The sequence below is a fragment of the Microbacterium sp. C23T genome (assembly GCF_053345975.1).
Window position 1 is genome coordinate 136,387 of record NZ_JBKFBD010000005.1, and the last position, 23,777, is coordinate 160,163.

27 protein-coding genes are annotated in these 23,777 nt (G+C 69.9%); 17 read left to right on the forward strand and 10 right to left on the reverse strand.

What is annotated here, in order from left to right:
• The first annotated feature begins 49 nt into the window (after nucleotides 1–49).
• Nucleotides 50–358, forward strand: a complete 309-nt coding sequence (locus ACLBXX_RS04515) for a hypothetical protein (protein WP_447657011.1) — start codon at nucleotides 50–52, stop codon at nucleotides 356–358.
• A gap of 16 nt (nucleotides 359–374) precedes the next feature.
• Here ACLBXX_RS04515 and ACLBXX_RS04520 read toward each other — a convergent pair whose 3' ends face one another.
• Nucleotides 375–1,088, reverse strand: a complete 714-nt coding sequence (locus ACLBXX_RS04520) for an IclR family transcriptional regulator (protein ID WP_447657012.1) — start codon at nucleotides 1,086–1,088, stop codon at nucleotides 375–377.
• Between the two features lie 125 nt (nucleotides 1,089–1,213).
• Here ACLBXX_RS04520 and ACLBXX_RS04525 point away from each other — a divergent pair, with 125 nt between their 5' ends.
• From ACLBXX_RS04525 to ACLBXX_RS04545, 5 genes are all read left to right on the forward strand, one after another.
• Nucleotides 1,214–3,133 carry an FAD-binding monooxygenase gene (locus ACLBXX_RS04525; RefSeq protein WP_447657013.1) on the forward strand — a complete coding sequence of 640 codons (1,920 nt, stop codon included), beginning with the start codon at nucleotides 1,214–1,216 and terminating at the stop codon, nucleotides 3,131–3,133.
• A 241-nt stretch (nucleotides 3,134–3,374) separates the two neighbouring features.
• Nucleotides 3,375–4,844, forward strand: coding sequence for an NAD-dependent succinate-semialdehyde dehydrogenase (locus tag ACLBXX_RS04530; protein ID WP_447657044.1), 1,470 nt, complete (start codon nucleotides 3,375–3,377; stop codon nucleotides 4,842–4,844).
• 149 nt (nucleotides 4,845–4,993) lie between these two features.
• On the forward strand, nucleotides 4,994–5,200 hold the full coding sequence (locus ACLBXX_RS04535) for a dodecin family protein (protein ID WP_159845939.1): 207 nt from the start codon (nucleotides 4,994–4,996) through the stop codon (nucleotides 5,198–5,200).
• Between the two features lie 84 nt (nucleotides 5,201–5,284).
• Nucleotides 5,285–5,650, forward strand: coding sequence for a hypothetical protein (locus ACLBXX_RS04540; protein WP_387143600.1), 366 nt, complete (start codon nucleotides 5,285–5,287; stop codon nucleotides 5,648–5,650).
• A gap of 24 nt (nucleotides 5,651–5,674) precedes the next feature.
• Nucleotides 5,675–6,247: a GNAT family N-acetyltransferase gene (locus ACLBXX_RS04545; RefSeq protein WP_387143597.1), complete on the forward strand. Its 573-nt coding sequence runs from the start codon at nucleotides 5,675–5,677 to the stop codon at nucleotides 6,245–6,247.
• A 48-nt stretch (nucleotides 6,248–6,295) separates the two neighbouring features.
• Here ACLBXX_RS04545 and ACLBXX_RS04550 read toward each other — a convergent pair whose 3' ends face one another.
• The 4 genes from ACLBXX_RS04550 to ACLBXX_RS04565 all read right to left on the reverse strand — a co-directional run bounded on the left by ACLBXX_RS04550 (nucleotide 6,296) and on the right by ACLBXX_RS04565 (nucleotide 7,853).
• Complete coding sequence (locus tag ACLBXX_RS04550) at nucleotides 6,296–6,502, reverse strand: three-helix bundle dimerization domain-containing protein (protein WP_387143594.1); 207 nt, start codon at nucleotides 6,500–6,502, stop codon at nucleotides 6,296–6,298.
• 69 nt (nucleotides 6,503–6,571) lie between these two features.
• Entirely contained in the window at nucleotides 6,572–7,243 is a 672-nt protein-coding gene (locus ACLBXX_RS04555; protein ID WP_447657014.1) for a VOC family protein, read from the reverse strand.
• Between the two features lie 8 nt (nucleotides 7,244–7,251).
• Complete coding sequence (locus ACLBXX_RS04560; RefSeq protein WP_375871358.1) at nucleotides 7,252–7,392, reverse strand: hypothetical protein; 141 nt, start codon at nucleotides 7,390–7,392, stop codon at nucleotides 7,252–7,254.
• Nucleotides 7,393–7,487: 95 nt separating this feature from the next.
• Nucleotides 7,488–7,853 (reverse strand): DoxX family protein, encoded by a 366-nt coding sequence (locus ACLBXX_RS04565; protein ID WP_447657015.1) that lies wholly within the window; start codon nucleotides 7,851–7,853, stop codon nucleotides 7,488–7,490.
• Nucleotides 7,854–7,966: 113 nt separating this feature from the next.
• Between ACLBXX_RS04565 and ACLBXX_RS04570 the strand changes: the two genes are divergently transcribed.
• Nucleotides 7,967–8,398: a winged helix-turn-helix transcriptional regulator gene (locus ACLBXX_RS04570; RefSeq protein WP_447657016.1), complete on the forward strand. Its 432-nt coding sequence runs from the start codon at nucleotides 7,967–7,969 to the stop codon at nucleotides 8,396–8,398.
• A gap of 45 nt (nucleotides 8,399–8,443) precedes the next feature.
• Entirely contained in the window at nucleotides 8,444–9,523 is a 1,080-nt protein-coding gene (locus ACLBXX_RS04575; RefSeq protein WP_447657017.1) for a winged helix DNA-binding domain-containing protein, read from the forward strand.
• A 48-nt stretch (nucleotides 9,524–9,571) separates the two neighbouring features.
• On the opposite strand, the gene ACLBXX_RS04580 is transcribed toward ACLBXX_RS04575, so the two are convergent.
• Nucleotides 9,572–11,008: a helix-turn-helix domain-containing protein gene (locus ACLBXX_RS04580; RefSeq protein ID WP_447657018.1), complete on the reverse strand. Its 1,437-nt coding sequence runs from the start codon at nucleotides 11,006–11,008 to the stop codon at nucleotides 9,572–9,574.
• A 116-nt stretch (nucleotides 11,009–11,124) separates the two neighbouring features.
• Between ACLBXX_RS04580 and ACLBXX_RS04585 the strand changes: the two genes are divergently transcribed.
• Nucleotides 11,125–13,005 carry a phosphoenolpyruvate carboxykinase (GTP) gene (locus tag ACLBXX_RS04585; protein WP_387143573.1) on the forward strand — a complete coding sequence of 627 codons (1,881 nt, stop codon included), beginning with the start codon at nucleotides 11,125–11,127 and terminating at the stop codon, nucleotides 13,003–13,005.
• Between the two features lie 221 nt (nucleotides 13,006–13,226).
• On the opposite strand, the gene ACLBXX_RS04590 is transcribed toward ACLBXX_RS04585, so the two are convergent.
• Together ACLBXX_RS04590 and ACLBXX_RS04595 are read right to left on the reverse strand one after the other, a co-directional pair.
• Entirely contained in the window at nucleotides 13,227–15,227 is a 2,001-nt protein-coding gene (locus ACLBXX_RS04590; RefSeq protein WP_447657019.1) for an ABC transporter ATP-binding protein, read from the reverse strand.
• 26 nt (nucleotides 15,228–15,253) lie between these two features.
• Nucleotides 15,254–15,469 (reverse strand): transcriptional regulator, encoded by a 216-nt coding sequence (locus ACLBXX_RS04595; RefSeq protein WP_045300911.1) that lies wholly within the window; start codon nucleotides 15,467–15,469, stop codon nucleotides 15,254–15,256.
• A 155-nt stretch (nucleotides 15,470–15,624) separates the two neighbouring features.
• Between ACLBXX_RS04595 and ACLBXX_RS04600 the strand changes: the two genes are divergently transcribed.
• The 8 genes from ACLBXX_RS04600 (at nucleotide 15,625) to ACLBXX_RS04635 (ending at nucleotide 21,512) form a co-directional block, all read left to right on the forward strand.
• Complete coding sequence (locus ACLBXX_RS04600; RefSeq protein ID WP_447657020.1) at nucleotides 15,625–16,566, forward strand: ABC transporter ATP-binding protein; 942 nt, start codon at nucleotides 15,625–15,627, stop codon at nucleotides 16,564–16,566.
• Nucleotides 16,563–17,435 (forward strand): ABC transporter permease, encoded by an 873-nt coding sequence (locus tag ACLBXX_RS04605; protein WP_447657021.1) that lies wholly within the window; start codon nucleotides 16,563–16,565, stop codon nucleotides 17,433–17,435. The genes ACLBXX_RS04600 and ACLBXX_RS04605 overlap by 4 nt, the downstream gene beginning before the upstream one ends.
• Nucleotides 17,432–18,259, forward strand: a complete 828-nt coding sequence (locus ACLBXX_RS04610; protein WP_045300913.1) for an ABC transporter permease — start codon at nucleotides 17,432–17,434, stop codon at nucleotides 18,257–18,259. Before ACLBXX_RS04605 ends, ACLBXX_RS04610 begins: the two co-directional genes overlap by 4 nt.
• 4 nt (nucleotides 18,260–18,263) lie before the next feature.
• Nucleotides 18,264–19,046: a hypothetical protein gene (locus ACLBXX_RS04615; protein WP_447657022.1), complete on the forward strand. Its 783-nt coding sequence runs from the start codon at nucleotides 18,264–18,266 to the stop codon at nucleotides 19,044–19,046.
• A 96-nt stretch (nucleotides 19,047–19,142) separates the two neighbouring features.
• On the forward strand, nucleotides 19,143–19,817 hold the full coding sequence (locus ACLBXX_RS04620; RefSeq protein WP_447657023.1) for a TetR family transcriptional regulator: 675 nt from the start codon (nucleotides 19,143–19,145) through the stop codon (nucleotides 19,815–19,817).
• Nucleotides 19,814–20,221 (forward strand): hypothetical protein, encoded by a 408-nt coding sequence (locus ACLBXX_RS04625; RefSeq protein ID WP_447657024.1) that lies wholly within the window; start codon nucleotides 19,814–19,816, stop codon nucleotides 20,219–20,221. Before ACLBXX_RS04620 ends, ACLBXX_RS04625 begins: the two co-directional genes overlap by 4 nt.
• A complete protein-coding gene (locus ACLBXX_RS04630) occupies nucleotides 20,218–20,823 on the forward strand; it encodes an SRPBCC family protein (protein WP_447657025.1) in 606 nt (201 codons plus the stop codon). Before ACLBXX_RS04625 ends, ACLBXX_RS04630 begins: the two co-directional genes overlap by 4 nt.
• Nucleotides 20,820–21,512 carry a DUF4166 domain-containing protein gene (locus ACLBXX_RS04635; RefSeq protein WP_447657026.1) on the forward strand — a complete coding sequence of 231 codons (693 nt, stop codon included), beginning with the start codon at nucleotides 20,820–20,822 and terminating at the stop codon, nucleotides 21,510–21,512. Before ACLBXX_RS04630 ends, ACLBXX_RS04635 begins: the two co-directional genes overlap by 4 nt.
• A gap of 63 nt (nucleotides 21,513–21,575) precedes the next feature.
• On the opposite strand, the gene ACLBXX_RS04640 is transcribed toward ACLBXX_RS04635, so the two are convergent.
• The gene (locus ACLBXX_RS04640; protein ID WP_387145223.1) at nucleotides 21,576–23,057 is read right to left on the reverse strand and encodes an MFS transporter; all 1,482 of its coding nucleotides are present in this window, start codon (nucleotides 23,055–23,057) and stop codon (nucleotides 21,576–21,578) included.
• 228 nt (nucleotides 23,058–23,285) lie between these two features.
• Nucleotides 23,286–23,639, reverse strand: a complete 354-nt coding sequence (locus ACLBXX_RS04645) for a Fe-S protein (protein WP_387143545.1) — start codon at nucleotides 23,637–23,639, stop codon at nucleotides 23,286–23,288.
• Between the last annotated feature and the right edge of the window lie 138 nt (nucleotides 23,640–23,777).

A 23,777-nucleotide genomic window follows, 5' to 3' on the forward strand; every position in this document is an offset into this window, starting at 1 on the left:
CGGTGCCACCGGACGTGACGAGTATAGGTCTTCGGGCAGGATGGGAGTCATGAAGACGACTCAGCTCCGCCGGTACACGCTCGTCGACGGGGAGTACGACGCCTTCGTCGCGTGGTGGAACGAGTGGATGCCGCGGGTGCGGCCCGCCGCCGGCTTCACGATCGAGTTCGCCTACGGCCTTCCCGAGACGAACGAGTTCGTGTGGGCCGTGAGCGCCCCCGGCGACGAGGACGCGTTCGTCGCCCTCGAGAAGGAGTACCTGGCGTCCGAGTCGCGGGCCGAGGCGTTCGACGGAGTGCCGCAGCGGGTCGCGGAGTACAACATCCGCCTCGTGACCGAGTACCCGACGACCGCCTGACCGAACCGGCGCCGGATCAGCCGCCCAGCGCGTCGCGGATCGCGGTCGCCGACCGGGTGAGACGCGCGGCGATCTCAGCGTCCGAGTGCGCGCTCGCGACGAACACCACGGCGATCGCCGCGGGCCCACGCCCGCGCACGTCGAGCGGCACGGCGACCGCGCGCAGGCTGGGGATGACCTCGTCGTGGCTGGTCGCGAAGCCGCGGGTGGCGGCATCCGTCACCTCCGCCGCCAGCTCCGGTGACACACCGGACGGCCACGCCGACGTCGGCAGCAGCGACAGGATCGCCTTGCCCGGAGCGCCGCGGGTGATCGGATGCCGCGTGCCCGGCCGCTGCGCGACGGGGTTCACCGCGTGGCGCGGCTCGACGCTGGAGAGCGTGACGCACTCCTCGTGGTCGAGCACCGCGAGGAAGCAGGTCACGCCGAGGTCGCCCGCGACCGCGGTGAGCTCGGGCAGCGCCTCGGCCTGAAGGTCGTGAGCGACCCCCGCGGCGAGGGCGGCGAGGCGTGCGCCCAGCTCGATGCGGCCGGCGGCGTCGCGCTCGACGAGCCCGTGGTCCTCGAGCGTGCGGAGGAGCCGGTAGGCCACGGAACGATGCACCTCGAGCCGTGCCGCGATCTCGTCGATGGACAGGGGACCACGTGCGTCGGCGAGCACTTCGAGGATCCGGATGCCGCGGCTCAGCGTCTGCGACGCAGGCGCTGTCGTGCCGTCGAGCCTTGTCATGCGGCATCCCTTCGTATACGATCTGTTCAATAGTAGAACGGTGTGTTCGAATATAGAACACGCATTCGCTCGTCGGCAAGCCCCAGGCCACGAGCCCTCGACACCGTCGTCCGAGGAGGACACCGATGCAGTTCCACCACCACGGCTACGTCTCCGCCGATCCGCGCGTGCAGGACGCTGCCGGCACCGGCATCGACCGCCCGGCCGAACTGCCCGACGAGATGGACATCCTCATCGTGGGCTCCGGCCCTGCCGGCATGCTGCTCGCGGCGCAGATGTCGCAGTTCCCGGGTGTCACGACCCGGATGATCGAACGTCGCGAGGGACGCCTCGTGCTGGGGCAGGCCGACGGCATCCAGCCGCGGAGCGTCGAGACGTTCCAGGCGTTCGGGTTCGCCGAGCGGATCGTCGCCGAGGCGTACAACATCGCGTGGATGAACTTCTGGGGTCCCGACCCCGAGAACCCCGACAACATCATCCGCACCGCTCGCACGGAGGACTACGCCTTCAAGATCAGCGAGTTCCCGCACCTCATCGTGAACCAGGCGCGCGTGCTCGACTACTTCGCCGAGGCCGCCGCCCATGGTCCGGGTCGCATCCTGCCCGACTACGGCGTCGAGTTCGTCGGCCTCACCATCCACGACGGCGGCGAGTTCCCGATCGAGGTGCGTGTGCGGCACGTCGCGGGGGAGCGTGCCGGCGAGGAGCGCACCGTGCGCGCGAAGTACGTCGTCGGCTGCGACGGTGCGCGCAGCGGGGTGCGCGAGGCGATCGGCCGCAAGCATGTCGGCGCGTTCTCTGCGCACGCCTGGGGTGTCATGGACGTGCTCGTCAACACCGACTTCCCGGACTGGCGCACCAAGTGCGCGATCAACTCCGAGGCCGGCAACATCCTGCTGATCCCGCGCGAGGGCGGCTACCTCTGCCGCGTCTACGTCGACCTCGGCGAGGTCGCGAAGGACGACGACCACCGCGTGCGTCAGACGCCGATCGACGCGGTCATCGCCAAGGCGAACAAGATCCTCCACCCCTACTCGCTCGACGTGAAGCAGGTCGCGTGGCACAGCGTCTACGAGGTCGGCCACCGCGTCACCGACAAGTTCGACGACGTCGACGTCGACCAGGGGCACGATCCCCGCGTCTTCCTCACCGGTGACGCGTGCCACACGCACAGCGCCAAGGCCGGCCAGGGGATGAACGTCTCCATGCAGGACGGCTTCAATCTCGGCTGGAAGCTCGGGCACGTCCTCACCGGCCTCAGCCCCGCGTCCCTCCTCTCCACGTACTCCGCCGAGCGGCAGCCGGTCGCCCAGCAGCTCATCGACTTCGACCGCGAGTGGTCGACCCTCATGGCCCGCAAGCCCGAGGAGATCTCCGACCCGCAGGAGCTCGCCACCTTCTACCTCGGCACGGCCGAGTTCCCGTCGGGATTCATGACGCAGTACGGTGCGTCGATGATCGTGACGGATGCTGCGCACCAGGCGCTCGCCGAAGGGTTCCCGCTGGGCAAGCGGTTCAAGTCCGCGGAGGTCGTGCGCGTGTGCGACGGCAACCCGGTGCACCTCGGCCACCACGCGAAGGCCGACGGCCGCTGGCGGATCTACGCCTTCGCCGACACGCCCGCGGCGGGAGAGGCATCCGTCCTCTCCGACTGGGCCGCGTTCATCGCCTCGCCCGAGTCCCCGGTGCAGCGCTTCACGCCGGAAGGCGCCGACGTCGACGCCGTGTTCGACGTCAAGGTGATCTACCAGCAGCCGCACGAGGAGGTCGACATCACCCGCGTGCCCGCGCCGTTCCTGCCGAAGACGGGACCCCTCGGGCTCACGGACTGGGAGAAGGTCTACGCGGCCGCGCCGAGCGCCTGGACGAGCACCGACATCTTCGAGGAGCGCGGCCTGTCGCGCGACGGTGTGGTCGTCGTCGTGCGCCCCGACCAGTACGTCGCCGCGGTGCTGCCGCTCGAGGCGACCGACGAGCTCGCGGCGTTCCTCGCCGGCGCCTTCGTCGACCAGCACGCCCCGGCGCTCGCGCGCGCCCTCAATTGAGGAGCACAGCCGAGATGAGGAGTCGCGGGCCGAGCTCGGCCCTCATCCCGGCTCTCGACCTCGAATGAGGAAGCCGGTGAGAGGCGCAACCGCTGTGCAGGCGGGCGAATCATGACAGCGAACTGTACGAGATGTACATCGGCCGGCAATGGCGGCCGCGGGCAGAATAGCCCCAGACCAACGATCGAAGAGGGTGCCGAGGCATCCGTCCACCGACAAGGGAGTCCCCGTGACCACGACGATCACCGAAACCCGTGAGTCCGAGCTGCTGGCGTCCGTCCCCGACGGGTTGTTCATCGGCGGGCAGTGGCGTGAGGCATCCGGCGGCAAGACGCTGAAGGTCTACGACCCCTCGAACGGCGACGTCGTCAAGGAGATCGCGAACGCGTCGCCCGAGGACGGCAAGGCGGCCCTCGACGCAGCCGTCGACGCGTTCCCGGCATGGGCGGCGACGCCGGCGCGGCAGCGCGCCGAGATCCTGCGGCGCGCGTTCGACCTGCTGCAGGAGCGCAAGGAGGACTTCGCGCTGCTGATGACGATCGAGATGGGCAAGCCGCTGGCCGAGGCGCGCGGTGAGGTCGCCTACGGCGGTGAGTTCCTGCGCTGGTTCAGCGAGGAGACCGCGCGCGTGCAGGGCCGCTACGGCGCGAACCCCGAGGGCACCGGGCGCATGATCGTGTCGCAGCACCCGGTCGGCCCGTGCTTCCTCATCACGCCGTGGAACTTCCCGCTGGCGATGGCGACCCGCAAGATCGCGCCCGCGCTCGCCGCGGGCTGCACCGTGGTCATCAAGCCCGCCGAGCTCACCCCGCTCACGACCCTGGCGTTCGCGAAGCTCCTCGAGGACGCCGGGGTTCCGGCGGGCGTCGTCAACGTCTTCACGACCTCGACCTCGGGTGCCGTGTCGGAGCCGATCATCCGCGACCCGCGGCTGCGCAAGCTGTCGTTCACCGGGTCGACGCAGGTCGGCCAGCGCCTCCTCGAGCAGGCCGCGCAGGGTGTGCTGCGCACGTCGATGGAGCTCGGCGGCAACGCGCCGTTCGTGGTGTTCGACGACGCCGACCTCGACAAGGCGGTCGACGGCGCGATCGCGGCGAAGTTCCGCAACATCGGCCAGGCGTGCACCGCCGCGAACCGGTTCATCGTGCACCGCTCGGTCGCCGACGAGTTCGCCCGCCGGGTCACCGAGCGCGTCAACGGCTTCACGATCGGCCGCGGCACGGAGGAGGGCGTCACCATCGGCCCGCTCATCGACGACCGTGCGGTCGCGAAGGCGGCGCAGCTCGTGCAGGACGCTGTCGAGCGCGGCGCGCAGGTGCGCACGGGCGGCAACGCCGTGGACGGTCCCGGCACGTTCTACGAGCCCACCGTGGTCACCGACGTGCAGCCGGGGTCGGAGATCCTCCGAGAGGAGATCTTCGGACCGGTGCTCGCGATCATCCCGTTCGACGACGAGGACGACGCGGTGCGGATCGCCAACGACACCGAGTACGGACTGGTCTCGTACGTGTTCACCGAGAGCCTCGCGCGCGGCCAGCGCATGATCGAGCGCCTCGAGACCGGCATGATGGGCCTCAACATGGGCGTCGTCTCCAACGCGGCAGCGCCGTTCGGCGGCTGGAAGATGTCGGGCCTCGGCCGCGAGGGCGGCGCCGAGGGCATCCACGAGTACCTCCAGACCAAGTACACGCTGACGCCGAATCCGTTCTGACCCACGCCTGAATCGATGACATGAGGAGAGCGGGTGCCCCGGGAGGGGGCATCCGCTCTCCCCGTTCTCCCGCTCGAGGTGCACCCCTTCCATCCGGGCGCGACCGGGATCACTATGGTCGTGTCGGCATCGAGCGATGTGGGGTCAAGATGAGCGTTTACCGAGTGATCGACGTCATCGGCACGAGTGCCTCGTCCTGGGAGGAGGCCGCCCGAGAAGCCATCAGCACCGCGTCGGGATCGCTGCACGATCTGCGCATCGCCGAAGTGACGAAGCAGGACGTCGTCGTCGGCGACGACGGCGCGCTGCTGTTCCGTTCGCGGATCCAGCTGTCGTTCAAGTACGCGCCGGAGTGACCCGTCGCGACGCCTCTGGTGGCGTTCCGCACGGCTCTCTATGTTGGGTGTCAGCGTGTGCGGACCGAAGCGGAGGAGTCGTTGATGGAGTCACCGGTCGAGAGTCTGACGAAGTCCGCGCCATCATGGGGCGCGAAGATGGCGTTCGGCGAGACCATCGATGTCGGCGGGCGGCAGGTGACGCCGGCGGCACTGGTCATCTTCGGGTTCGGCGGTGGCGGCGGATCCGGCAAGTGGCCCCAGCGCGGCGGGCTGCCCGAGGGTGAGGGCGAAGGCAGCGGCGGGGGCGGCGGCGGCTATGTGCTGCCCATCGGCGCGTATGTGAACGGCCCGAACGGTCCGAAGTTCCAGCCGAACCCGGTGGCCATGATCATGGTGAGCGTCCCTCTCGTGTCCGCCGCCGGCTGGGCGCTGGCGCGGATCATCACCGCGGTGAAGTCGGGGCGGTAGGAGGTGGCCCTCGCGACGTCGCACGTGATCAGGCCGCTCACTCCCGAGACGTTTCCCGCGTGGCTGGCGCTCGCGCAGAAGCACAACGGGGTCTGGGGCGGGTGCTACTGCTCGTACTTCCACGGCGACACCGAGCACACCGTCAAGAGCGAGTACGACCGCCCGACGTTCAAACAGCGGCTCGTGGACGAGGGGGTCGCGCACGCCGCGCTCGTCTTCGACGGCGATGACGCGATCGCGTGGTGCGAGTTCGGCAGTCCGGCCGAGCTTCCCGGTATTTACCACCGCAAGCAGTACGACGCGGGCGAGACGAACCCGGCGCCGTGGCGCATCACCTGCTTCTTCGTCGACCGCGACCACCGGCGCTCGGGAGTCGCACGGGAGGCATTGGACGGCGCGCTCGAACTGATCGCGCAGGCGGGCGGCGGCGAGGTGGTCTCGTTCCCCAACGAGCTCCCGGTCGGCAAGAAGACGTCGTCGTCGTTCCTCCACAACGGCACGAGGGCCATGTTCGAGAAGGCCGGTTTCACGTTCGAGCGCCACATCGGCAAGAACAAGACGGTGATGCGCAAGACGATCGCGCCGGCCGGCCCCTGACGGCGGCTCGCGCGGGCCCGGTAGGCGAGAGGACGCTGAACGGGCGGACTACTGGATCGGATGCTCGAGCCGGGCGCGTGCTTCGCGCTCGACCAGCACGGGGACGAAGTCGCGCACCTTCGCGCGCTCGAAGTGCGAGCGCGCCTCGGCGACGGCGCGCTCGATCTCGGAGCGATCTCTCGAGGGGAACCGCTCTTCCAGCCGGTCCACGACGTCGGAGAGGGCTTGATCCTCATCCGCCAGCTCACGGGTCATGTGCTCAGGGTGCTCCGCGCCCTCGGTTCTCGTCAAGCAGGCGGCGACGGGAGGTGTCGACGACGTGGATCAGTCGTAGGTGTCGGTCCACGACGCGATATCCACGCCGTGGTTGTCGGGCGAGGCGAGCGACCACCAGGCCGGAGCGTGCGAGTCGTCGGCGAGTCGCCCGCCGGCCGCGAGCGCGGCATCGACGCGGGCCTGGGCCTGTTCGGCCGGCACGAAGACGTCGAAGTGCGTCCGGCCCCTCGACGGCGAGTCCCCGCTGATGGGGTTGAAGGCGAGTTGCGGTCCGCAGCGCATCGGATCCGCGGCATCCGTGTCGCCCACGTTCTGATAGCCCAGCGCCGCGGTGAAGAAGGGGCGCACGTCGGCCTCGGAGTGCTGTGCGACGTAGATGCCGATCGACTGCGCGCGCGAGGGGTCAGGGCTCAGGCGCTGCTCGGCGGCCGCTTCCGACACGACGCCGGCGAACTCCACGGCGGCAGCGGGGATGCCCTCCGGTCCGGCGTACGGGATGCGCACGACGACGCCCTCGGGACGCACGTCGATGTCAGGACGGAGGCCGAATCGCTCCGCGGCGGCGACGATCGGGGCGACGAGCCCGGCGGCGTGAGACAGGGAGGTCGCGGTGAAGACAGCCTGCGGCCCGGTGCCGGTGACCCGCCAGTCGGCGACGCCCGGCGCCCGATGGAACCCCGCCGCCGAGATCGCGTCCGATCCGTCCGCCGATTCACCCATGGAGTCTCCTACACCGGTTCGGTCGTGCGGATCAGGCCGCAGTTCACGCACGACCAGGCGACCAGGAAGCGCTCGTCGTCGAGGATCTCGAAGTTCAGCGCGTCGCCGCACGTGGGGCAGAGTCGCGGGTCCGCGTCGTTCACCCTCATCCCGTCAGCTTAGGGAACCGGATCGCGCGCCGGGAGTCTCGAGGAGAGCGGATGCCTCGAGCCGAGGCATCCGCTCTCCTCCGTTGCCCGTGCGGTCAGAGCACGACCAGGAAGCCCACCACGGCGCTCACCGCGGACAGCACGGCGAGCACGATCGACGGGGCCGCGTTCTCCTTGCGCCGCACGTGCACCGCGACCGCGCCGATCATGACGACGGTCAGGGCAGCAGCGGCGATCGGGGTGAGGATCGGCGCGATGCCGGTCAGGAGCGGCAGGATCAGGCCGATGCCGCCGACGACCTCGGCGGCACCGATGAGCTTCACGGTCGGGTCGGCGAAGTCGTCGGCCCAGCCCAGGCCGCTCGCGACGAGCGCGGACTTGGGACGCGCGACCTTCATCGTGCCGGCCGCGATGAACGCGAGGGCGAGCAGGCCGTTGAGGATCCAGAGGGCGATGATCATGCGAATACTCCAGGGAGGGATCGTGGGGTCTGTTACTGTTTGTAAGCAACCCCATGATGCGTCACCGGAAAGACGCGTACAAAAGGCACACGGATGTAAGTAGGTGACACGCGATGTCGACCACCCTCACGGTCGAACTCCCCGGCGAGCCCACCCCGACCGGCTACGAGCGCTCGTGCGAGCAGGCCTCGCCCGGCTCCGACCACGGGCGTGCCATCCGCGACGTGCTCGACCGCATCGGCGACAAGTGGTCGCTGCTGGTCATCGGCACGCTGCGGCGCGAGCGCCTGCGCTTCACCGAGCTGCAGCGGCACATCCCCGGCATCTCGCAGCGCATGCTGACGCTCACGCTGCGCCAGCTCGAGCGCGACGGGCTCATCACGCGCACCGTCCACGCCGAGGTGCCCCCGCGGGTCGAGTACGAGCTGACGCCGCTCGGCGGCACGCTCATCCAGCTCGCGATGGCGCTCGCCGACTGGGCCATCGAGAACCATCCGCGGATCGAGGACTCCCGCGCCGCCTACGACGCCGCACACCAGCGCTGACGATCGCGGACACCCCGCTTCCGCGGCCTGGGCCATGATGGGCGAGTGGATGCCTCGACCATTCGGTCCGAGCGGCTCCGGTCGCACCGCCTGAGCGCCCCCGCGGCGACGGTCGCCGACGCGGCGCGGCACATGCTCGCGACGCAGAGCCAGGAGTTCTGGGGCGGGCGCTGGGCGCTCGCGACCCGCGTGCGCGGCCGCACGACGGTGCGCGACGTGGACGCCGCCTACGGCCGCGGCGAGATCGTGCGCACCTGGACCATGCGCGGGACGATCCACACGATCCCCACCGCCGACATGGAGTGGCTGCTGTCGCTGACCGCCGAGCGCCAGCGCCGCCAGGCAGCGGCCGTGCACCGCAACGAGGGGATCGACAGCGGCGAGGCCGACCGCGCCGAGCGCCTCGCGCGGGCAGCGCTCGGCGGGGCCAACCGCCTCACGCGCAAGGAGCTGTTCGAGGTGTGGGAGCAGGGCGGGGTGTCGACGTTCCGGCAGCGCGGCTACCACCTGCTCGTCGCGCTGTCGCTGCGCGCCGTGCTGTGCCAGGGCCCCGTCGTGCCACGGGAGAAGGGGCCGACCCGCGAGCAGTTCTTCGTGCTCGCCGACGAGTGGATCACGGATGCCGTGACCCCGGCCGATCCGATGGCCGAGTTCTTCGTCCGCTACATCGCCTCGCACGGTCCCGCCGGCGCGCGGGACTTCGCGTGGTGGACCGGGCTCCCGCTCGGGGTCTCGCGCGCGGCGGCGGAGGCGGCATCCGATCGCCTGCGTCTCGTCGCCGACGAACCCGAGCCGCAGTACATGGTCGCCGGCGCCGCACCGCGGCGCAGCGCCTCGGCCCCCGAGGTGGTGGCCCTGCCGCCGTTCGAGGAGTACTACCTGTCGTACGCCGACCGCACCGTGCCCTGCGCGCCGGAGTTCTTGAGCGCGATCGGCCCGAGCATGAACGGCATCGTCCGCCCCATCCTCGTCGCGCGCGGTGAGGCGGTCGGCGTGTGGACGCACTCGCTGGCCGTGGGCCGGCACGCCGAGTCCCCGGTGCCCGAGCTGTTCACCCCGGGGGCGGCGACCGACGAGGAGATCGCTGCCGCGCTCGACCGCTACCGCGACTTCATCACGGCATAGAACGCGGCGGCCGCCTGGGCCCGCAGCATCCATCCCTCCCGACGCGCGTCAGGCGTGGCGGTCGAGGAAGTCGTACACCTCGTTGTCGTCGACGCCGGGGAAGGCGCCGCGGGGGAGCGGCGAGAACATCTGCATGTGCACGCGCGCGCTCGGCCAGGCCTTGCCCGCCCAGCGCTCCGAGACGCCCGAGGCGACCCGGCGGCAGCAGGACTCGTCGGGGCACGTCGAGGTCGCGCGCTTCTGCGTCTCGCGTCCGCGGAACCACCGCGCGTCGTCGAAGGGCACGCCCACCGTGATCGAGAACTCGCCCTCGGCAGTGGTGCCGGTCTGCGTCGAGCACCAGTAGGTGCCGGCAGGGGTGTCGGTGTACTGGTAGTGCTCGGTGGTGCGGTTCTGCTCGGAGAAGGCGGCGCGCGCCGAGAACTTGCGGCACGCGATCTGGCCGTCGACGGCGCCGGTGACGTCCATCGGGAGCGGCAGGTCGTCGTTCTCGTAGACACGCGAGATCGCGCCCGACCCGTCGACACGCAGGAAGTGCAGCTTGATCCCCAGATGGTGCGTCGCGAGGTTGGTCAGGCGCATGCCGGCCGCCTCGTGCGTCACGCCGAACGCGTCGCGGAAGTCCTCGACGGCGAGGTTACGGTCCTTCTTGGCCTGCTGCAGGAACGACACCGACGCGGTCTCGGGCATCAGGCAGCACGCGGCGTAGTAGTTGATCTCGAGCCGCTGCTGCAGGAAGTCGGCGTAGTCGGTGGGCCTCTTGTGGCCGAGCAGGCGGTGCGCCATCGCCTGCAGCGCCATCGACCGCAGGCCGTGGCCGCCGGGGATGGACGCCGGCGGCAGGTAGATGCGCCCGTGCTCGAGGTCGGTCACCGAGCGCGTCGAGTGGGGCAGGTCGTTCACGTAGATCAGCTCGAAGCCGAGCTTTTCGGCCATGATGCTGACGGTGCGGTGCGTGAGGGCGCCCGACACGTGGCCCGCCGCCTTGAGCTGCTTCTCGGCGAGCTTCTCGATCTCGGGGAGGTAGTTGTCGCGCTCGCGCATCATGAGGCGCAGCTCGGTGTTGGCGCGGCGTGCCTCCTCGGGCGTCGCGATGGCTTCGCGCTCACGCCGCTGCAGCTCGCGGTGCAGGCCCAGGATCGCCTCGATCGTGTCGTCGGACATGCCCTTGGTCACCTTGATCGGGGTGACGCCGAGCTGGCGGAAGACGGAGCCCGACTGCGCGCGCTCGAGCTCGATCTCGAGCGCCGCGCGGCGGTTGGGCGGCTCGGCGGAGAGGAGGTCGCCGACCTCGACACCCGTCGTCGAGGCGATCGCCTGCAGCAGCGACAGCTTCGGCTCGCGCTTGCCGTTCTCGATGAGGCTGAGCTGGCTTCCGGCGACCCCGACGAGCGCGCCCAGCTCATCGAGCGTGTACCCGTGGGCGAGACGCTGATGACGGATGCGGTGGCCCAGGGTCGACAGTTCGAGTGACGTCGGGGGCATTCCTTGATGCTAGCGAAAGAATTGCAACTCTTGACACCAGATTTCGTGGGAAGAGCTGCCTGTTACGCCCGAAAGTAGAGGAAGAGCACGAATCTGCATCAACGAGGAGCGACACCATGGCCCTTGCCGACATCTTCCCCCGAACCGAAGGCTCCACCACCGCCCGTCCCGCCCTCGCCCGGACGTATGGCGAGCTGCCGACCGTTCAGGGCGAAGGCATGGTCGCTCTGCGCGCGTGGGTCGACGAGATCGCCGCGCTCACGCAGCCGGCGCGCATCCACTGGGTCGACGGTTCGCGTGCGGAGAACGACATGCTCCTTCGCGAGATGGTCGACGAGGGCAAGCTCATCAAACTCAACCCCGAGTGGCGCCCGGGCTCGTACCTCGCCCGCTCGCACCCGAGTGACGTGGCGCGCACGGAGGCGCGCACGTTCATCGCGTCGGAGCGCGAGGAGGACGCCGGCCCGACCAACAACTGGGCCGCGCCCGACGAGATCCGCGCCACCATCACCCCGCTGTTCGAGGGCTCGATGAAGGGCCGCACGATGTACGTCGTGCCGTTCTCGATGGGCCCGGTCGGCGGCCCGCTGTCGCACGTCGGCGTGCAGGTGACCGACAGCGCCTACGCCGTCACGTCGATCGGCATCATGACGCGCGTCGGCACCGACGTGCTGCGCGAGATCGCGGGCGGCGCCCACTGGGTCAAGACCGTGCATTCGGTCGGCGCCCCGCTGCAGCCGGGCGAGCAGGACGTCGCGTGGCCGTGCAACGACGAGAAGTACATCGTCCACTTCCCCGACACCCTCGAGGTCTGGTCGTACGGCTCGGGCTACGGCGGCAACGCGATCCTGGCGAAGAAGTGCTTCGCGCTGCGCATCGCCTCGGTGATCGGCCGCGACGAAGGCTGGCTCGCCGAGCACATGCTCCTCATCCGCGTCATCGACCCGGCCGGTCGCGCCTACCACATCGCCGCGGCGTTCCCGTCGGCGTGCGGCAAGACCAACCTCGCGATGCTCCGCCCGACGATCCCGGGCTGGCGGGTCGAGACCCTCGGCGACGACATCGCGTGGCTGCGTCCGGGTGAGGACGGCCGCCTCTGGGCCATCAACCCCGAGGCCGGCTTCTTCGGCGTCGCGCCGGGCACCGGCCAGTCGACCAACGTCACCGCGGTCGAGACGCTGTGGGGCAACACGATCTTCACGAACGTGGCGCTGCGCCCCGACGGCGACGTGTGGTGGGAGGGCCTCACCGACGAGCCGCCGGCACAGCTCACCGACTGGGAGGGCAACCCGTGGACGCCGGCCTCCGGCCGCCCCGCCGCTCACCCGAACTCGCGGTTCACCGTCGCCGCGGCCCAGTGCCCGCAGATCGCCGACGACTGGGACGCCCCGCAGGGCGTCCCGCTCGACGCGATCCTGTTCGGCGGCCGCCGTGCCACCAACGTGCCGCTCGTCGTCGAGGCGACGGACTGGACGCACGGCGTGTTCATGGGCTCCAACATCTCGTCGGAGAAGACGGCGGCCCAGGAGGGCACCGTCGGCGAGCTGCGCCGCGACCCGTTCGCGATGCTCCCGTTCTGCGGCTACAACATGGCCGACTACTTCGGCCACTGGCTCAAGGTCGGACAGCAGCTGCGCTTCGACCGCGCACCGCGCGTGTTCCAGGTGAACTGGTTCCGCAAGGGCGCCGACGGACGCTTCCTGTGGCCGGGCTTCGGCGACAACTCGCGCGTCATCGACTGGATCATCCGCCGCATCGAGGGTGAGGTCGGCGCCGTCGAGAGCCCGATCGGCCGCCTGCCTCGCACCGAGGACCTCGACGTCGACGGCATCGACGTGCCGCAGGCCGATCTCGACGAGCTGTTCGCCGTCGACCCGCAGCTGTGGCTGCACGAGGCCGACCTCACCGAGGAGTTCTACCGCACCTTCGACGGCCGCGTCCCCGCTCCGCTGTGGGCCGAGCTCGCCGCGCTCCGGTACCGCCTGCAGCGCGCCTGATCCGGTTCCGACGCCTCGGCCCCGCCTGTGCGAGGGGTCGAGGCTTCGGTCTGGGTCGCGACCGGTGACGGTCGCACACAGACCGGCGCCCGGGCCCCCTCTTTGGAGGGGGGGGGGGGGGCGGTTCTCTCTCCGGGGGGCCGGCGCGGGCGGGGCCCCCCCCCGCGCCGGGCCCCCGGCCCTCTTCTTGGCAGAGGGGCCGGGCGCCTATTCTCTCCGCGTCAGACCAGCAGCTGGTGCTTCGCGAGGTCGCGGTAGAGCGGCGTGGTCTGCACGAGCTCGGAATGCGTGCCCTGGCCGACGACGCGGCCGTGCTCCATGACGACGATGTGGTCGCTGTCGACGACGGTCGACAGGCGGTGCGCGATCACGACGAGCGTGCGGCCGGCTGCGACGGCGTCGATCGCCTCGCGCATGCGCTGCTCGTTGAGCCCGTCGAGCGACGACGTCGACTCGTCGAGCAGCAGGATCGGGGGAGCAGCCAGCAGCGCCCGCGCGATCGCGAGGCGTTGACGCTCGCCGCCCGAGAGCATGACGCCAGACTCGCCCACCGGCGCGTCGACGCCCAGCGGATTGCGGTCGAGCACCTCGCCGAGGTTCACGGCGCGGAGCACGGCTTCGCAGTCCGCATCGGAAGCCTCGGGCGAAGCCAGACGCAGGTTGTCCCCGATCGTCCCGGCGAGGGTCGGGGCGTCCTGTTCGACGTAGCCGAGCTGCGCCCGCAGCGCATCGCGGTCGAGTGTGCGCACGTCCGTGCCGTCGAGGAGGATCGCCCCGTCGGTCGGGTCGTAGAAGCGCTCGATCAGCGCGAGGGTCGTGCTCTTGCCGGCACCCGACGGCCCGACGAGCGCGACGCGCGCCCCGCGCGGGACCGAGAACGACACGCCCCGCAGCACCTCGGTGTCGGCGGAGACGGATGCTGCGGCATCCGCCAACCCCTCCAGTCCCGAGTCGCCCGCCCCGTCGCCCAGGATGATCGTCGAGGTGTCGACGTGTGCGCTCTCGAGCACCGCCAGCGCTTCGGACTCGGCCTTGCGCCGCGCCTGGACGACGTTCTCGGGGTAGCGGAACCGCACGTCGCGGAACTCGATCGCGGCCGCTTCGACGGGCTCAGCGACCGCCCCCTGAGCAGGTCGAAGCGCGCGTGCCGCGATGTCGTCGTCGTCCTGCGCCTCGGTCGGGAGGTCGAGCACCTCCTGGATGCGACCCAGGGCGCCGAGCGCCTGACTCACCGAGGTGATGGCGCCGAAGAACGAACCGAGCGGGGCGATGAGCATGAACAGGAACATGATGAAGGTCACGAGGCTCGCGATCGACAGCGCGCCCGTGGCGACGCGGAAGCCGCCGAGGCCGATGACGACGAGCAGCGACACCTGCAGCGCGACGTTGGCGATCGGCACGACCAGCGCCGACACCTTCGCGATGCGCACGCCGACGTGGTAGGCCTCGGTCGCCTGCGCGGTGACCGCGTCGACCTCGCGCGCCGTCGCGCCCGACGCGCGGACGGTGCGGATCGAGCCGACCGCGCGCTCGACGCCCGACGCGAGGGCGCCGACCTTCTCCTGCTGCTCGGTCGAGGCGGTGCGGATGCGGCCGCTCAGCAGCACCACGCCGAGCACCGAGATGCCGATCACGAGCACGATGATGGCGAGCAGGACCGGGTCGATGATGGCCATCGCGATGAGTGCGCCGGCGAAGAGCAGCCCGTTGCCGATCGAGTCGGCGAGGCCCTGGGTGAGCGCGGCGTAGAGGAGCGTCGTGTCGCTGCCGACGCGCGAGACGAGGTCGCCGGTGCGGCGCGCGTCGAACTCGCTGATCGGCAGGTGGAGGATGCGCGAGATGAGCCGGCGCCGGCTGGAGTACACGACGGCGGTGCCGGTGCGTTGCAGCAGGTAGTGCTGCCAGCCCGAGATGAGCGACGCGAGCAGCACGAACCCCACGAGCGCCCAGATGAGCAGCCCGAGGTCGAGGTTCTCCTGCACGCGCGTGATGACCTGGCCCACCAGGAGCGGCTGGATGAGCGACGCGCCCGCGCTCAGGATGCTCAGCACCACGACGACGGCGAGCGTGCGCTTGTGCTCGAAGAGGTAGGGGAGCAGCTGCGAGAACGTCGCGCGCGGCCCCTCTTCGGCCTTCCCGCGCCGGGAGCGCCCGCGGCGGGCGCGGGGGGACTCCGCCGCAGCGGGGGCGGGAGGGGCTTCGTCGAGATCGGCGGAGGGCATGGGTGTACCTCGTTCGTGAAGGGGGCTTACCTTCGACCGTACTTCTTGTGGACGGCCTGTCGGCTCACGCCGAGGGCGCCCGCGATCGCCTGCCACGAGAAGCCGAGGTTGCGCGCCTTGCGCACCTGCACCTCCTCGGCGCGCGCGAGCTCGCGGCGCACCTCGGCGAGACGGTGCAGTTCCGCGATCGGCTCGCGACCGCCTGCCGCCCCGATCAGGGTGGTCAGTTCGTCGCCGCTCATCGGGCAGCCTCTCGTTTTCGGTCACGGGATGCCGCGGCCCGCGGCATCCCGTCGTCAACCGTAGTTGACACTCGTCAGGGTGTCAACTTGCGTTGACGACGACCGTACGCGGTGGGCCACTGGGCGGTGTCGGAGCGGGGCGTTAGGGTAGTCCGGTGCCCGCCCCCGTGATCACCGCTGAGAACCTCGTCAAGGCCTACAAGGTCAAAGGCAAGCCCGACTTCCTCGCCGTCGACGGCCTGTCGTTCGAGGTGGCGCCGGGCGAGTCGTTCGGGCTCCTGGGCCCGAACGGTGCGGGCAAGTCCACGACGATGAAGATGGTGGGCGCGGTGTCGACGCGCACCAGCGGAGATCTGTCGATCCTCGGGCTCGACCCCGACCGCTACGGCCCCGAGATCCGGTCACGCCTGGGCGTCGTGCCCCAGCAGGACAACCTCGACGGCGAGCTCAACGCCCGCGAGAACCTCTACATCTACGGCCGCTACTTCGGCCTGCCCGGCAAGGTGTGCCACCAGAAGGCCGACGAACTGCTCGCGTTCGCGCAGCTCGAAGACAAGGCCAAGAGCAAGGTGGAGCAGCTCTCCGGCGGCATGAAGCGGCGGCTCACGATCGCGCGCGGCCTCATCAACGACCCGCGCATCCTGCTGCTCGACGAGCCGACCACGGGTCTCGACCCGCAGGCGCGCCACGTGCTGTGGGACCGCCTGTTCCGCCTCAAGGAGCGCGGCACGACCCTCGTGCTGACGACGCACTACATGGATGAGGCCGAGCAGCTCTGCGACCGGCTGATCGTCGTCGACAAGGGCCGCATCATGGCCGAGGGCACCCCGGCGTCGCTCATCCGCGAGCACTCGAGCCGCGAGGTGCTCGAGGTGCGCTTCGGCTCCGACCGCAACGAGCAGGTCGCGCCGCAGCTCGAGGGCATCGGCGACCGCGTCGAGGTGCTGCCCGACCGCATCCTCGTCTACGCCAACGACGGCGAGGCGGCGCTCGAGACGGTGGCGCACCGCGGGCTCACCCCGATCACGTCGCTCGTGCGCCGCTCGAGCCTCGAGGATGTCTTCCTCCGGCTCACCGGAAGGTCGCTGATCGAATGAGCCTTCCTTCCGAAGACGCCACGACCCGCGTGCAGCCCTCGCTCGACGAGCTGCGCGACGAAGCGATGCAGTGGGGCCGCAAGCCCCGCGCGTTCGGCACCTGGTACGTCACCGAGCACATGGTGCGCGCGATGCGCGCGTACGGCTGGACCATCATCGTCGGCGCGCTCGGCCAGCCGATCCTCTACCTGCTGGGCCTCGCGGTCGGCCTCGCCGCGCTCATCGACGCCCCGATCACGCAGAACGGCGTCGAGGTCTCGTACCTCGTGTTCGTCGCGCCGGCCCTGCTGATGACCGCCGCGATCTCCGTCGCGTCGGAGGAGTTCTCGTATCCGGTCATGGCCGGCTTCAAGTGGCGCCGCTACTTCTTCGGCTTCAGTGCGACCGGGCTCTCGCCGGGGCAGATCGCCGGCGGCGTCATCTCCGGCGCCTCGGCCCGCATCATCGTCGTGGTGGTCGCGTACTACCTGTTCCTGTGGCTGTTCCAGGCGGTGCCGAACCCCGAGACCGGGTGGCTCACGATCCCGATCGGCCTGCTCGCGGGCCTTGCGTTCGGCATCCCGTACATGGCGTACGCCGCGTCGATCACGGACGACAAGGGCCAGGTCGCGCTCGTGCAGCGCTTCATCTTCATGCCGATGTTCCTGTTCTCGGGCACCTTCTACCCGCTGGCCACGCTGCCGCTCTGGCTGCAGTGGATCGGGTGGGTGTCGCCGCTGTGGCACGCGACCGAGCTCGGCCGGGTCGCCACCTACGGCCTGCCCATGGACCCGTTCGTGATCGTCGTGCACGTCGGCTACCTGCTCCTGCTGTCGATCGGCGGCTACGTGATCGGCCGCCGCATCTTCCAGAGGAGGCTCGGCGCATGACCGTCGCGACCGGAACCGAGACGGGCGCGATCCGCGCCGGCGGCGTGCGCGCGCTGTGGGCGGGCAACCCGCAGTCGGTCGTGCAGCGCGGCCTCATCGCCGCGCGCTCGTCCAGCTGGGCCGTCGTGCTCTCGGGCTTCTTCGAGCCCGTCTTCTACCTCGCATCGATGGGCATCGGCCTCGGCTCGCTCATAGGCGACGTGCAGACCTCCAGCGGCGTGGAGGTGCCCTACGCGGCCTTCATCGCGCCCGCTCTGCTCGCCGTCTCGGCGATGAACGGCGCGATCTACGACTCGACGTGGAACGTCTTCTTCAAGCTCAACTACGGCAAGCTCTACGAGGGCATGTTGGCGACCTCGCTCGGGCCGCTCGACGTCGCGCTGGGCGAGATCCTCTACGCGCTGCTGCGCGGCCTGCTGTACGCGACCGGCTTCATGATCATCATGCAGATCCTCGGCCTCAACCTGGCGTGGACCGCGATCCTGGCCCTGCCGGCGGTGCTGCTCATCGCCTTCGGGTTCGCGAGCCTCGGCATGGCCGTCACGAGTTACATGAAGACGTTCCAGCAGATGGACTGGATCAACTTCGTGCTGCTGCCGATGTTCCTGTTCTCGGCGACGCTGTACCCGATCACGATCTACCCCGAGTGGATCCAGCACATCATCATGGCGTTCCCGCTGTGGCATGGCGTCGAGCTCGTCCGCGGTCTCACCACGGGCATCCTCACCCCTGAGATGTGGTGGCACGTCCTCTACTACGTCGTCATGATCGCCATCGGTCTGGTGTTCACGACGAAGCGCCTCCGCGCGCTGTTCCTCGACTGATCCCGTGCTGGTCGTCGAACTCGTCTTCTGCGCGATCGGCATCGCGTCGGCCGTCGTCGTCTCGATCGGCTTCGGCACCATGCCGTGGGACGACAGTCTCGGCGAGATCGTCGGCACCTTCGGGATCCTCATGGTGCTCGTCGCGGTCTACATCCGCATCTGGTGGGCGAGGACCGGCGACGGGCGCGACTCCCGCACGAGGCTGATGTGGTACCTGCCCGCGGCGATGACGGCGATCATCACGCCGAGACTGCTCTCCGCCGGTACCGGCGCCGACTGGCCGCCCTTCGTCGACGTGATCTGGATCCTCGTCTTCGCGTACCTGGCGGCGCTCCTGGGATTCCTCGCGCTGTTCCTGTTCCTCCTGCCGCTCGAGGCGCTCGGGCGCGGCATCCTCCGCCTGCTGACCGGCAAGTCCGGTGGCGGATGGCTGCTCTTCTGGGGCACCGCCGGCGCGCTGCTCACGACCTTCGTCTTCGTCGGCGCGTTCGCTCTGGACGACCTGCCACCCGGACGCGCGGGCGCGCTTCCGGTGCTGTTCGCGCTGCTCGGGATCCCGTTCGGCTACACCGTCGAGTCCGAAGCGCTGCTCTGGGTCGCCCGCGCGCTCGCGCTCGTGCTGATCGCGATGCTGCTCGCGTCAGCGCACTTCGGAGGCAAGCAGCGGGAGCGCGAGCAGGCGGAGCGCGCCGCCGATCGCGAGACCCTGCGGCAGCGTCGGCAAGCCCGGCGCGAGGCGCAGCTCACGCGCGACCGCTCGCTCCGCGACGGCGCCGACCCTTCCTGACGCGGAGGCCCATCACGCGCGCTGCGCTCCGCGGCGGAGGAGGCGTCCTGCACGGTCGCCATTGAACATGTTCAGAAATGAGACTAGTTTCTGAACATGTCCAGTTCTGTCGGCACCGCAACCAAGAGCGAGCGCACGAGAGCGCTCATCCGCGACATCGCCCTGCGCTCGTTCCGGGAACGTGGCTACGACCAGACCACGATCCGGCTCATCGCGTCCGAGGCCGGCGTGTCGGTGGGCACGACCAACTATCACTTCGCGTCGAAGAACGACCTCGTGCAGGAGCTCTATCTGGACGTGCAGCAGCAGCACCGCGCGGCGGCGCTCCCGCTCCTCGAGACGAGCGACGATCTCGTGGAGCGGCTCGGCATCGTCTTCCGCACGGGGCTCGCGCAGCTCGAGCCCTACCACCGCTTCGCCCCGGAGTTCCTCTCGGCGGCGGTCTCGCCGCGCTCGTCGATCAACCCGCTGTCGAGCGACTCCTCGGAATCGCGCGAGATCGTGGTCGGGCTCTTCCGCGAGGCGATCGCCGGTGCCGCGGACAAGCTCCCCGCGGAGTTCGACGAGGATCTGCCGTCGGCGCTGATGCTCGGCCACCTGCTGCTCGCGCTGTTCTGGGTCTACGACACGTCCGACGGCCGGGAGCGCACGAGGAGGCTCCTCGATCGGGGTCTCCGGCTCCTCAAGCTGTCGCTTCCTCTGGTCCGGCTGCGTGTGCTCCGCAAGCCTCTGCGCGAACTGCTCGACCTCATCGCCGAGGTGCAGGCGTGAGCCACGGCGAAGCCGCGGCGACGGCATCCGAGGAGTCCCCGGCCGCGGCGGACGTGGGCCTCTGGAGCGAGCGGTGGTTCCGCGTTCTCACGGTGCTGAATGTGCTCATCGTCGTCGCGTCGGCGTGCGTCTGGGCTGCCTCGCTGAGCGATGGGCTGCCCACGGCGGCATCCTGGGTGATGTTCGTGCTGCCCGTCGTTCCCGCCACCGTCGCCGTGCCGGCCGTTTCGGCGGTCATCGTGGGGTCGGCCGCGGCGTTGTCCTCACTCAACATGTTCGGCGAGAGACAGAAGGGGCGGCGCTTCCTCCGCGCGATGACGGTGTGGGGCACCATCGCTCTCGGCGCACCGGTCGCGTTCGCGGCGGTGTGGCTCTTCGTCGCGGCGATCGGATCGCTGCGGTGACCCGGCGCGCGATCTACGTCAGCATCCGCATCGCCGCGCCGACGGAGCGGGTGTGGCAGCTCACTCAGGACCCGGCGCTGCACGCGCGCTGGGACGTGCGTTTCAGCCGCATCACTCCGACCGCACCCCTGGCCGGCGGCGGCACGCGCTTCGTCTACGAACGGCAGCTGCCAGGCCGCACCATCACAGGCACCGGAACGACGATCGGCGAACGCGAGCGTCCCGATGGTACGCGCACGTCCGCACTCCGTTTCGACAGCGACAGCCGGCTCTCGCCGCTCGGCTCCGGTCAGGGCTACTGGCGGTACCGCCCGGACGGCGATGGCGTCGTCTTCACGACCGGGTACGACTACAGCCCGCAGTGGGGTCGCGCGCTGGATCTGATCGTTCGGCCGCTGATCGGCTGGGCGACCGCCTGGAGCTTCGATCGGCTGCGGATCTGGGCCGAGACCGGCACTCCGCCCGAGCGGTGGCCCCTGCGATCCGCGCTGCGGCTCTGGCGCGCAGAGCGTCCTCGCGCCGCCCGGTGCGAGCGCCGTCCTCGCGGCCGTCGGGTGATGGAGGACGCCCCGACGACACTCCACGAGCTGGTGCAGCCGTGAGCGCCCCGACCGCGGTCGCGACGTCGATCTTCGCGCGCGCGATGGGGGACGACTTCGCCCGCCTCCACCCCATGCTCCAGCGTCGCTTCGGAGTCGGGCTCGCGGCGGGCTACGCGTGCGTCGGTCGCGGCATCATGAGCACGATTCGCCGGGGCCCCTGGTGGACGATCCCCTTCCTTCAGATCGGGCGCTTCCGCAACATCCTCATTCCCGAGACGGGGCAGGGCATCGCGTTCACGATCGAGAACCATCCATACCGCGACCCGTTCGGACGCGAGACGGTCACCTTCGTGCGTCATTTCCGGATGCCGCGTGCCGTGCGCCGCTTCGACGCCACGATGGTCCTCGGCGATGACGGCCGGATCCTCGACTACCTCGGCAGCCATCAGCATCTCGCAGTCGACCTCCGGCTGACAGCGGAGCCCGACGGAAGCCTCCTGCTGCGGTCCGACCGGCAGCGCTTCTACGAGGGCCCGTTGGGCTTCCGGTTCCCGATGCTCTTCAGCGGTCGGGCCGAGCTGCGTGAGAGCTACGACGATGTCGCACAGGTCTTCCGCATCCGCCTCGAGGTGCGCAACCGCGTCTTCGGGTTCCTGTTCGGGTACGAGGGTGAGTTCCGCTGCGATTTCCCCGAGGCGGCCGATGCCCCCTCGCACACGAAGCCCGTCCGGCACGAGCGACGCACGTGAACGGAAACGACGGATGCCTCGACCCGGCCGGGTCGAGGCATCCACCGTTCTGAGAGACCGGGACTAGAGCGAGCCGGTGGCTCCGACACCCAGGTCGGCGTCGTAGTCGACGTCCTTGGTCTCGGGGGAGAGGAGGAGCGCGATGAAGGTCAGCACGCCCATCGCCGAGAGGTACAGCCCGACGAGCCACGGGCTGCCGTCGGCCCAGGCCCACAGCGCGACCGCGACGATCGGCGCCAGGGCGGCACCGAGGATCGACGACACGTTGTACGAGATCGCCGAGCCCGAGTAGCGGACGTTCGTCGGGAAGAGCTCGGGCAGGACGGCGCCCATCGGACCGAACGTCGAGCCCATCAGCATGAAGCCGAAGATCAGGAACGCCTGCGTCAGGGCGCCGGTGAACTTCGGGTCGAGTTGCGGCGACAGGAACAGGTTGAACGTGAGGCCGAACACGATGATCAGGCCCGTCACCCACAGCAGCAGACGGCGGCGGCCGATCGTGTCGGCGATCGGACCCGACAGCAGCGTGAAGATGCCGAAGAACACGACGCCGATGATCTGCATCAGCACGAAGTCGGTGTAGCCGAAGCCGAGGCCCGGGTAGAACTGCGCGGCGAAGGCCGCCGGGTCGAACGCGGTGCCTGCGGCTTCCGCCGCCTTCTGCGCGGCCGCGGACGCGACCTCGAGGTCGGCCGCCTTCGTGCCGTACGAGAGCGTGAAGTTCGTCATCAGGTAGAACAGCACGTAGGTCGCCAGCATGATGAACGTGCCGAGGATCAGGTGCCACCAGTGGTGACGCAGGACCGTGCCGAGCGGGAACTTGCGGATCGCGCCCTTCTCCTCAGCCTTGACGAACGTGTCGGACTCGACGAGGCGCAGGCGCACCCACAGGCCGATGATGACCATGACGGCCGAGAACAGGAACGGTACGCGCCAGCCCCACGCGAGGAAGTCGGCCGAGCGCTGACCCGCACCGTCGGGGTGGGGGAGCAGGAAGTTGATCGCGAGGAACACCGAGTTCGCGATGATGAAGCCGAGCGGTGCACCGAGCTGCGGGAACGTGCCGTACCAGGCGCGCTTGCCCTTCGGGGCGTTCTCGGTCGCGACGAGCGCGGCGCCCGACCACTCGCCGCCGAGCGCGAAGCCCTGGAACAGGCGCAGGATCAGCAGCAGGATCGCAGCCCACACGCCGATCTCGTTGAACGTCGGCAGGCACCCGATGAGGAACGTCGCGATACCCATGGTGAGCAGCGACGCGACGAGAGTCGCCTTGCGGCCGAACCGGTCGCCGAAGTGCCCGAACACGATCGCGCCGAGGGGGCGGGCGATCATGGCGGCGCCGAAGACGCTGAACGACAGCAGCAGCGACGTGGTGTCGTTGCCGGTCGGGAAGAAGAGGATCGGGAAGACGAGGACGGCGGCGGTCGCGTAGACGTAGAAGTCGTAGAACTCGATCGTGGTGCCGACGAGGCTCGCGAGGATGACGCGGGAGCGGGGGTTTGCGGGTGCCGCGGAGGTCGCGGCGGTCGTGCTGGGGGAGGACATATTCACCTGGGGCATGCGCGGAGCGAGGCATCCGGATGGGATGCGGCGGTGGGCGGACGCCGGGCGCAGGGTGACGCGTCAGGCGGCACTGCACTGGATCACCGTGGGTGCGGGCGTTGTCGCCCGGCACAAAAGACCAGCCTACTCCCGGGATTCCGCCCCGGCCGCAGAGACGGAAAACGGATGCTGCGGCCCAGGGCCGCAGCATCCGTTTCGCGTGTCAGGAGGTCAGCGCCAGAGCACCGCGATCGCGGCGTTGGCGAAGGTGAGCACACCGATCGACCAGAAGATGGCGCCCGGCACCGAGCCGGTCTTGCGCTGCCGGCCGGCGCCGATGCCCAGGAGCGCGCCGATGACGACGAGGATGACGAGCTTCACGCCGATCTTGACGTAGTTGAGGTCGTAGTCGATGCCCCACGGGGCGGCGAGGATGAGGCCGGCGAGACCGGCGATCGCGAGGCCCCAGTTCATGAGGCGCGTGATCTGGTGCTTTCCGTTCACCGCTTCGACGACCCAGGCGCCGAAGAGGATGGCGAAGCCCACGAGGTGGACGAGCACGACGACGTGGCGGAGGATTTCCATGCCATCAGTCTAGCTGAAGGTTGGTCCGCCGCCAGGTGTCCCCGCCCCAATTCTCCCCGCCGGAATCGGAGATCCCGCGAGGATCGGCCTGTCACCCGTGGGGCGGCCGATTCTCGCGGGATCTCCGGTGTTCGCCGG

Excerpts from the sequence above, each read along its gene's own strand:
- ACLBXX_RS04560 (WP_375871358.1), bottom strand. The coding sequence starts at position 7,392 with ATGAGGGTGAACGACGCGGACCCGCGACTCTGCCCCACGTGCGGCGAC.
- ACLBXX_RS04590 (WP_447657019.1), bottom strand. The coding sequence starts at position 15,227 with ATGCCCTCCGCCGATCTCGACGAAGCCCCTCCCGCCCCCGCTGCGGCG.
- ACLBXX_RS04595 (WP_045300911.1), bottom strand. The coding sequence starts at position 15,469 with ATGAGCGGCGACGAACTGACCACCCTGATCGGGGCGGCAGGCGGTCGC.
- ACLBXX_RS04580 (WP_447657018.1), bottom strand. The coding sequence starts at position 11,008 with ATGCCCCCGACGTCACTCGAACTGTCGACCCTGGGCCACCGCATCCGT.
- ACLBXX_RS04570 (WP_447657016.1), top strand. The coding sequence starts at position 7,967 with ATGTCGACCACCCTCACGGTCGAACTCCCCGGCGAGCCCACCCCGACC.
- ACLBXX_RS04515 (WP_447657011.1), top strand. The coding sequence starts at position 50 with ATGAAGACGACTCAGCTCCGCCGGTACACGCTCGTCGACGGGGAGTAC.
- ACLBXX_RS04540 (WP_387143600.1), top strand. The coding sequence starts at position 5,285 with ATGGAGTCACCGGTCGAGAGTCTGACGAAGTCCGCGCCATCATGGGGC.
- ACLBXX_RS04585 (WP_387143573.1), top strand. The coding sequence starts at position 11,125 with ATGGCCCTTGCCGACATCTTCCCCCGAACCGAAGGCTCCACCACCGCC.
- ACLBXX_RS04535 (WP_159845939.1), top strand. The coding sequence starts at position 4,994 with ATGAGCGTTTACCGAGTGATCGACGTCATCGGCACGAGTGCCTCGTCC.
- ACLBXX_RS04520 (WP_447657012.1), bottom strand. The coding sequence starts at position 1,088 with ATGACAAGGCTCGACGGCACGACAGCGCCTGCGTCGCAGACGCTGAGC.
- ACLBXX_RS04555 (WP_447657014.1), bottom strand. The coding sequence starts at position 7,243 with ATGGGTGAATCGGCGGACGGATCGGACGCGATCTCGGCGGCGGGGTTC.
- ACLBXX_RS04620 (WP_447657023.1), top strand. The coding sequence starts at position 19,143 with ATGTCCAGTTCTGTCGGCACCGCAACCAAGAGCGAGCGCACGAGAGCG.
- ACLBXX_RS04550 (WP_387143594.1), bottom strand. The coding sequence starts at position 6,502 with ATGACCCGTGAGCTGGCGGATGAGGATCAAGCCCTCTCCGACGTCGTG.
- ACLBXX_RS04525 (WP_447657013.1), top strand. The coding sequence starts at position 1,214 with ATGCAGTTCCACCACCACGGCTACGTCTCCGCCGATCCGCGCGTGCAG.
- ACLBXX_RS04605 (WP_447657021.1), top strand. The coding sequence starts at position 16,563 with ATGAGCCTTCCTTCCGAAGACGCCACGACCCGCGTGCAGCCCTCGCTC.
- ACLBXX_RS04640 (WP_387145223.1), bottom strand. The coding sequence starts at position 23,057 with ATGTCCTCCCCCAGCACGACCGCCGCGACCTCCGCGGCACCCGCAAAC.
- ACLBXX_RS04565 (WP_447657015.1), bottom strand. The coding sequence starts at position 7,853 with ATGATCATCGCCCTCTGGATCCTCAACGGCCTGCTCGCCCTCGCGTTC.
- ACLBXX_RS04645 (WP_387143545.1), bottom strand. The coding sequence starts at position 23,639 with ATGGAAATCCTCCGCCACGTCGTCGTGCTCGTCCACCTCGTGGGCTTC.
- ACLBXX_RS04610 (WP_045300913.1), top strand. The coding sequence starts at position 17,432 with ATGACCGTCGCGACCGGAACCGAGACGGGCGCGATCCGCGCCGGCGGC.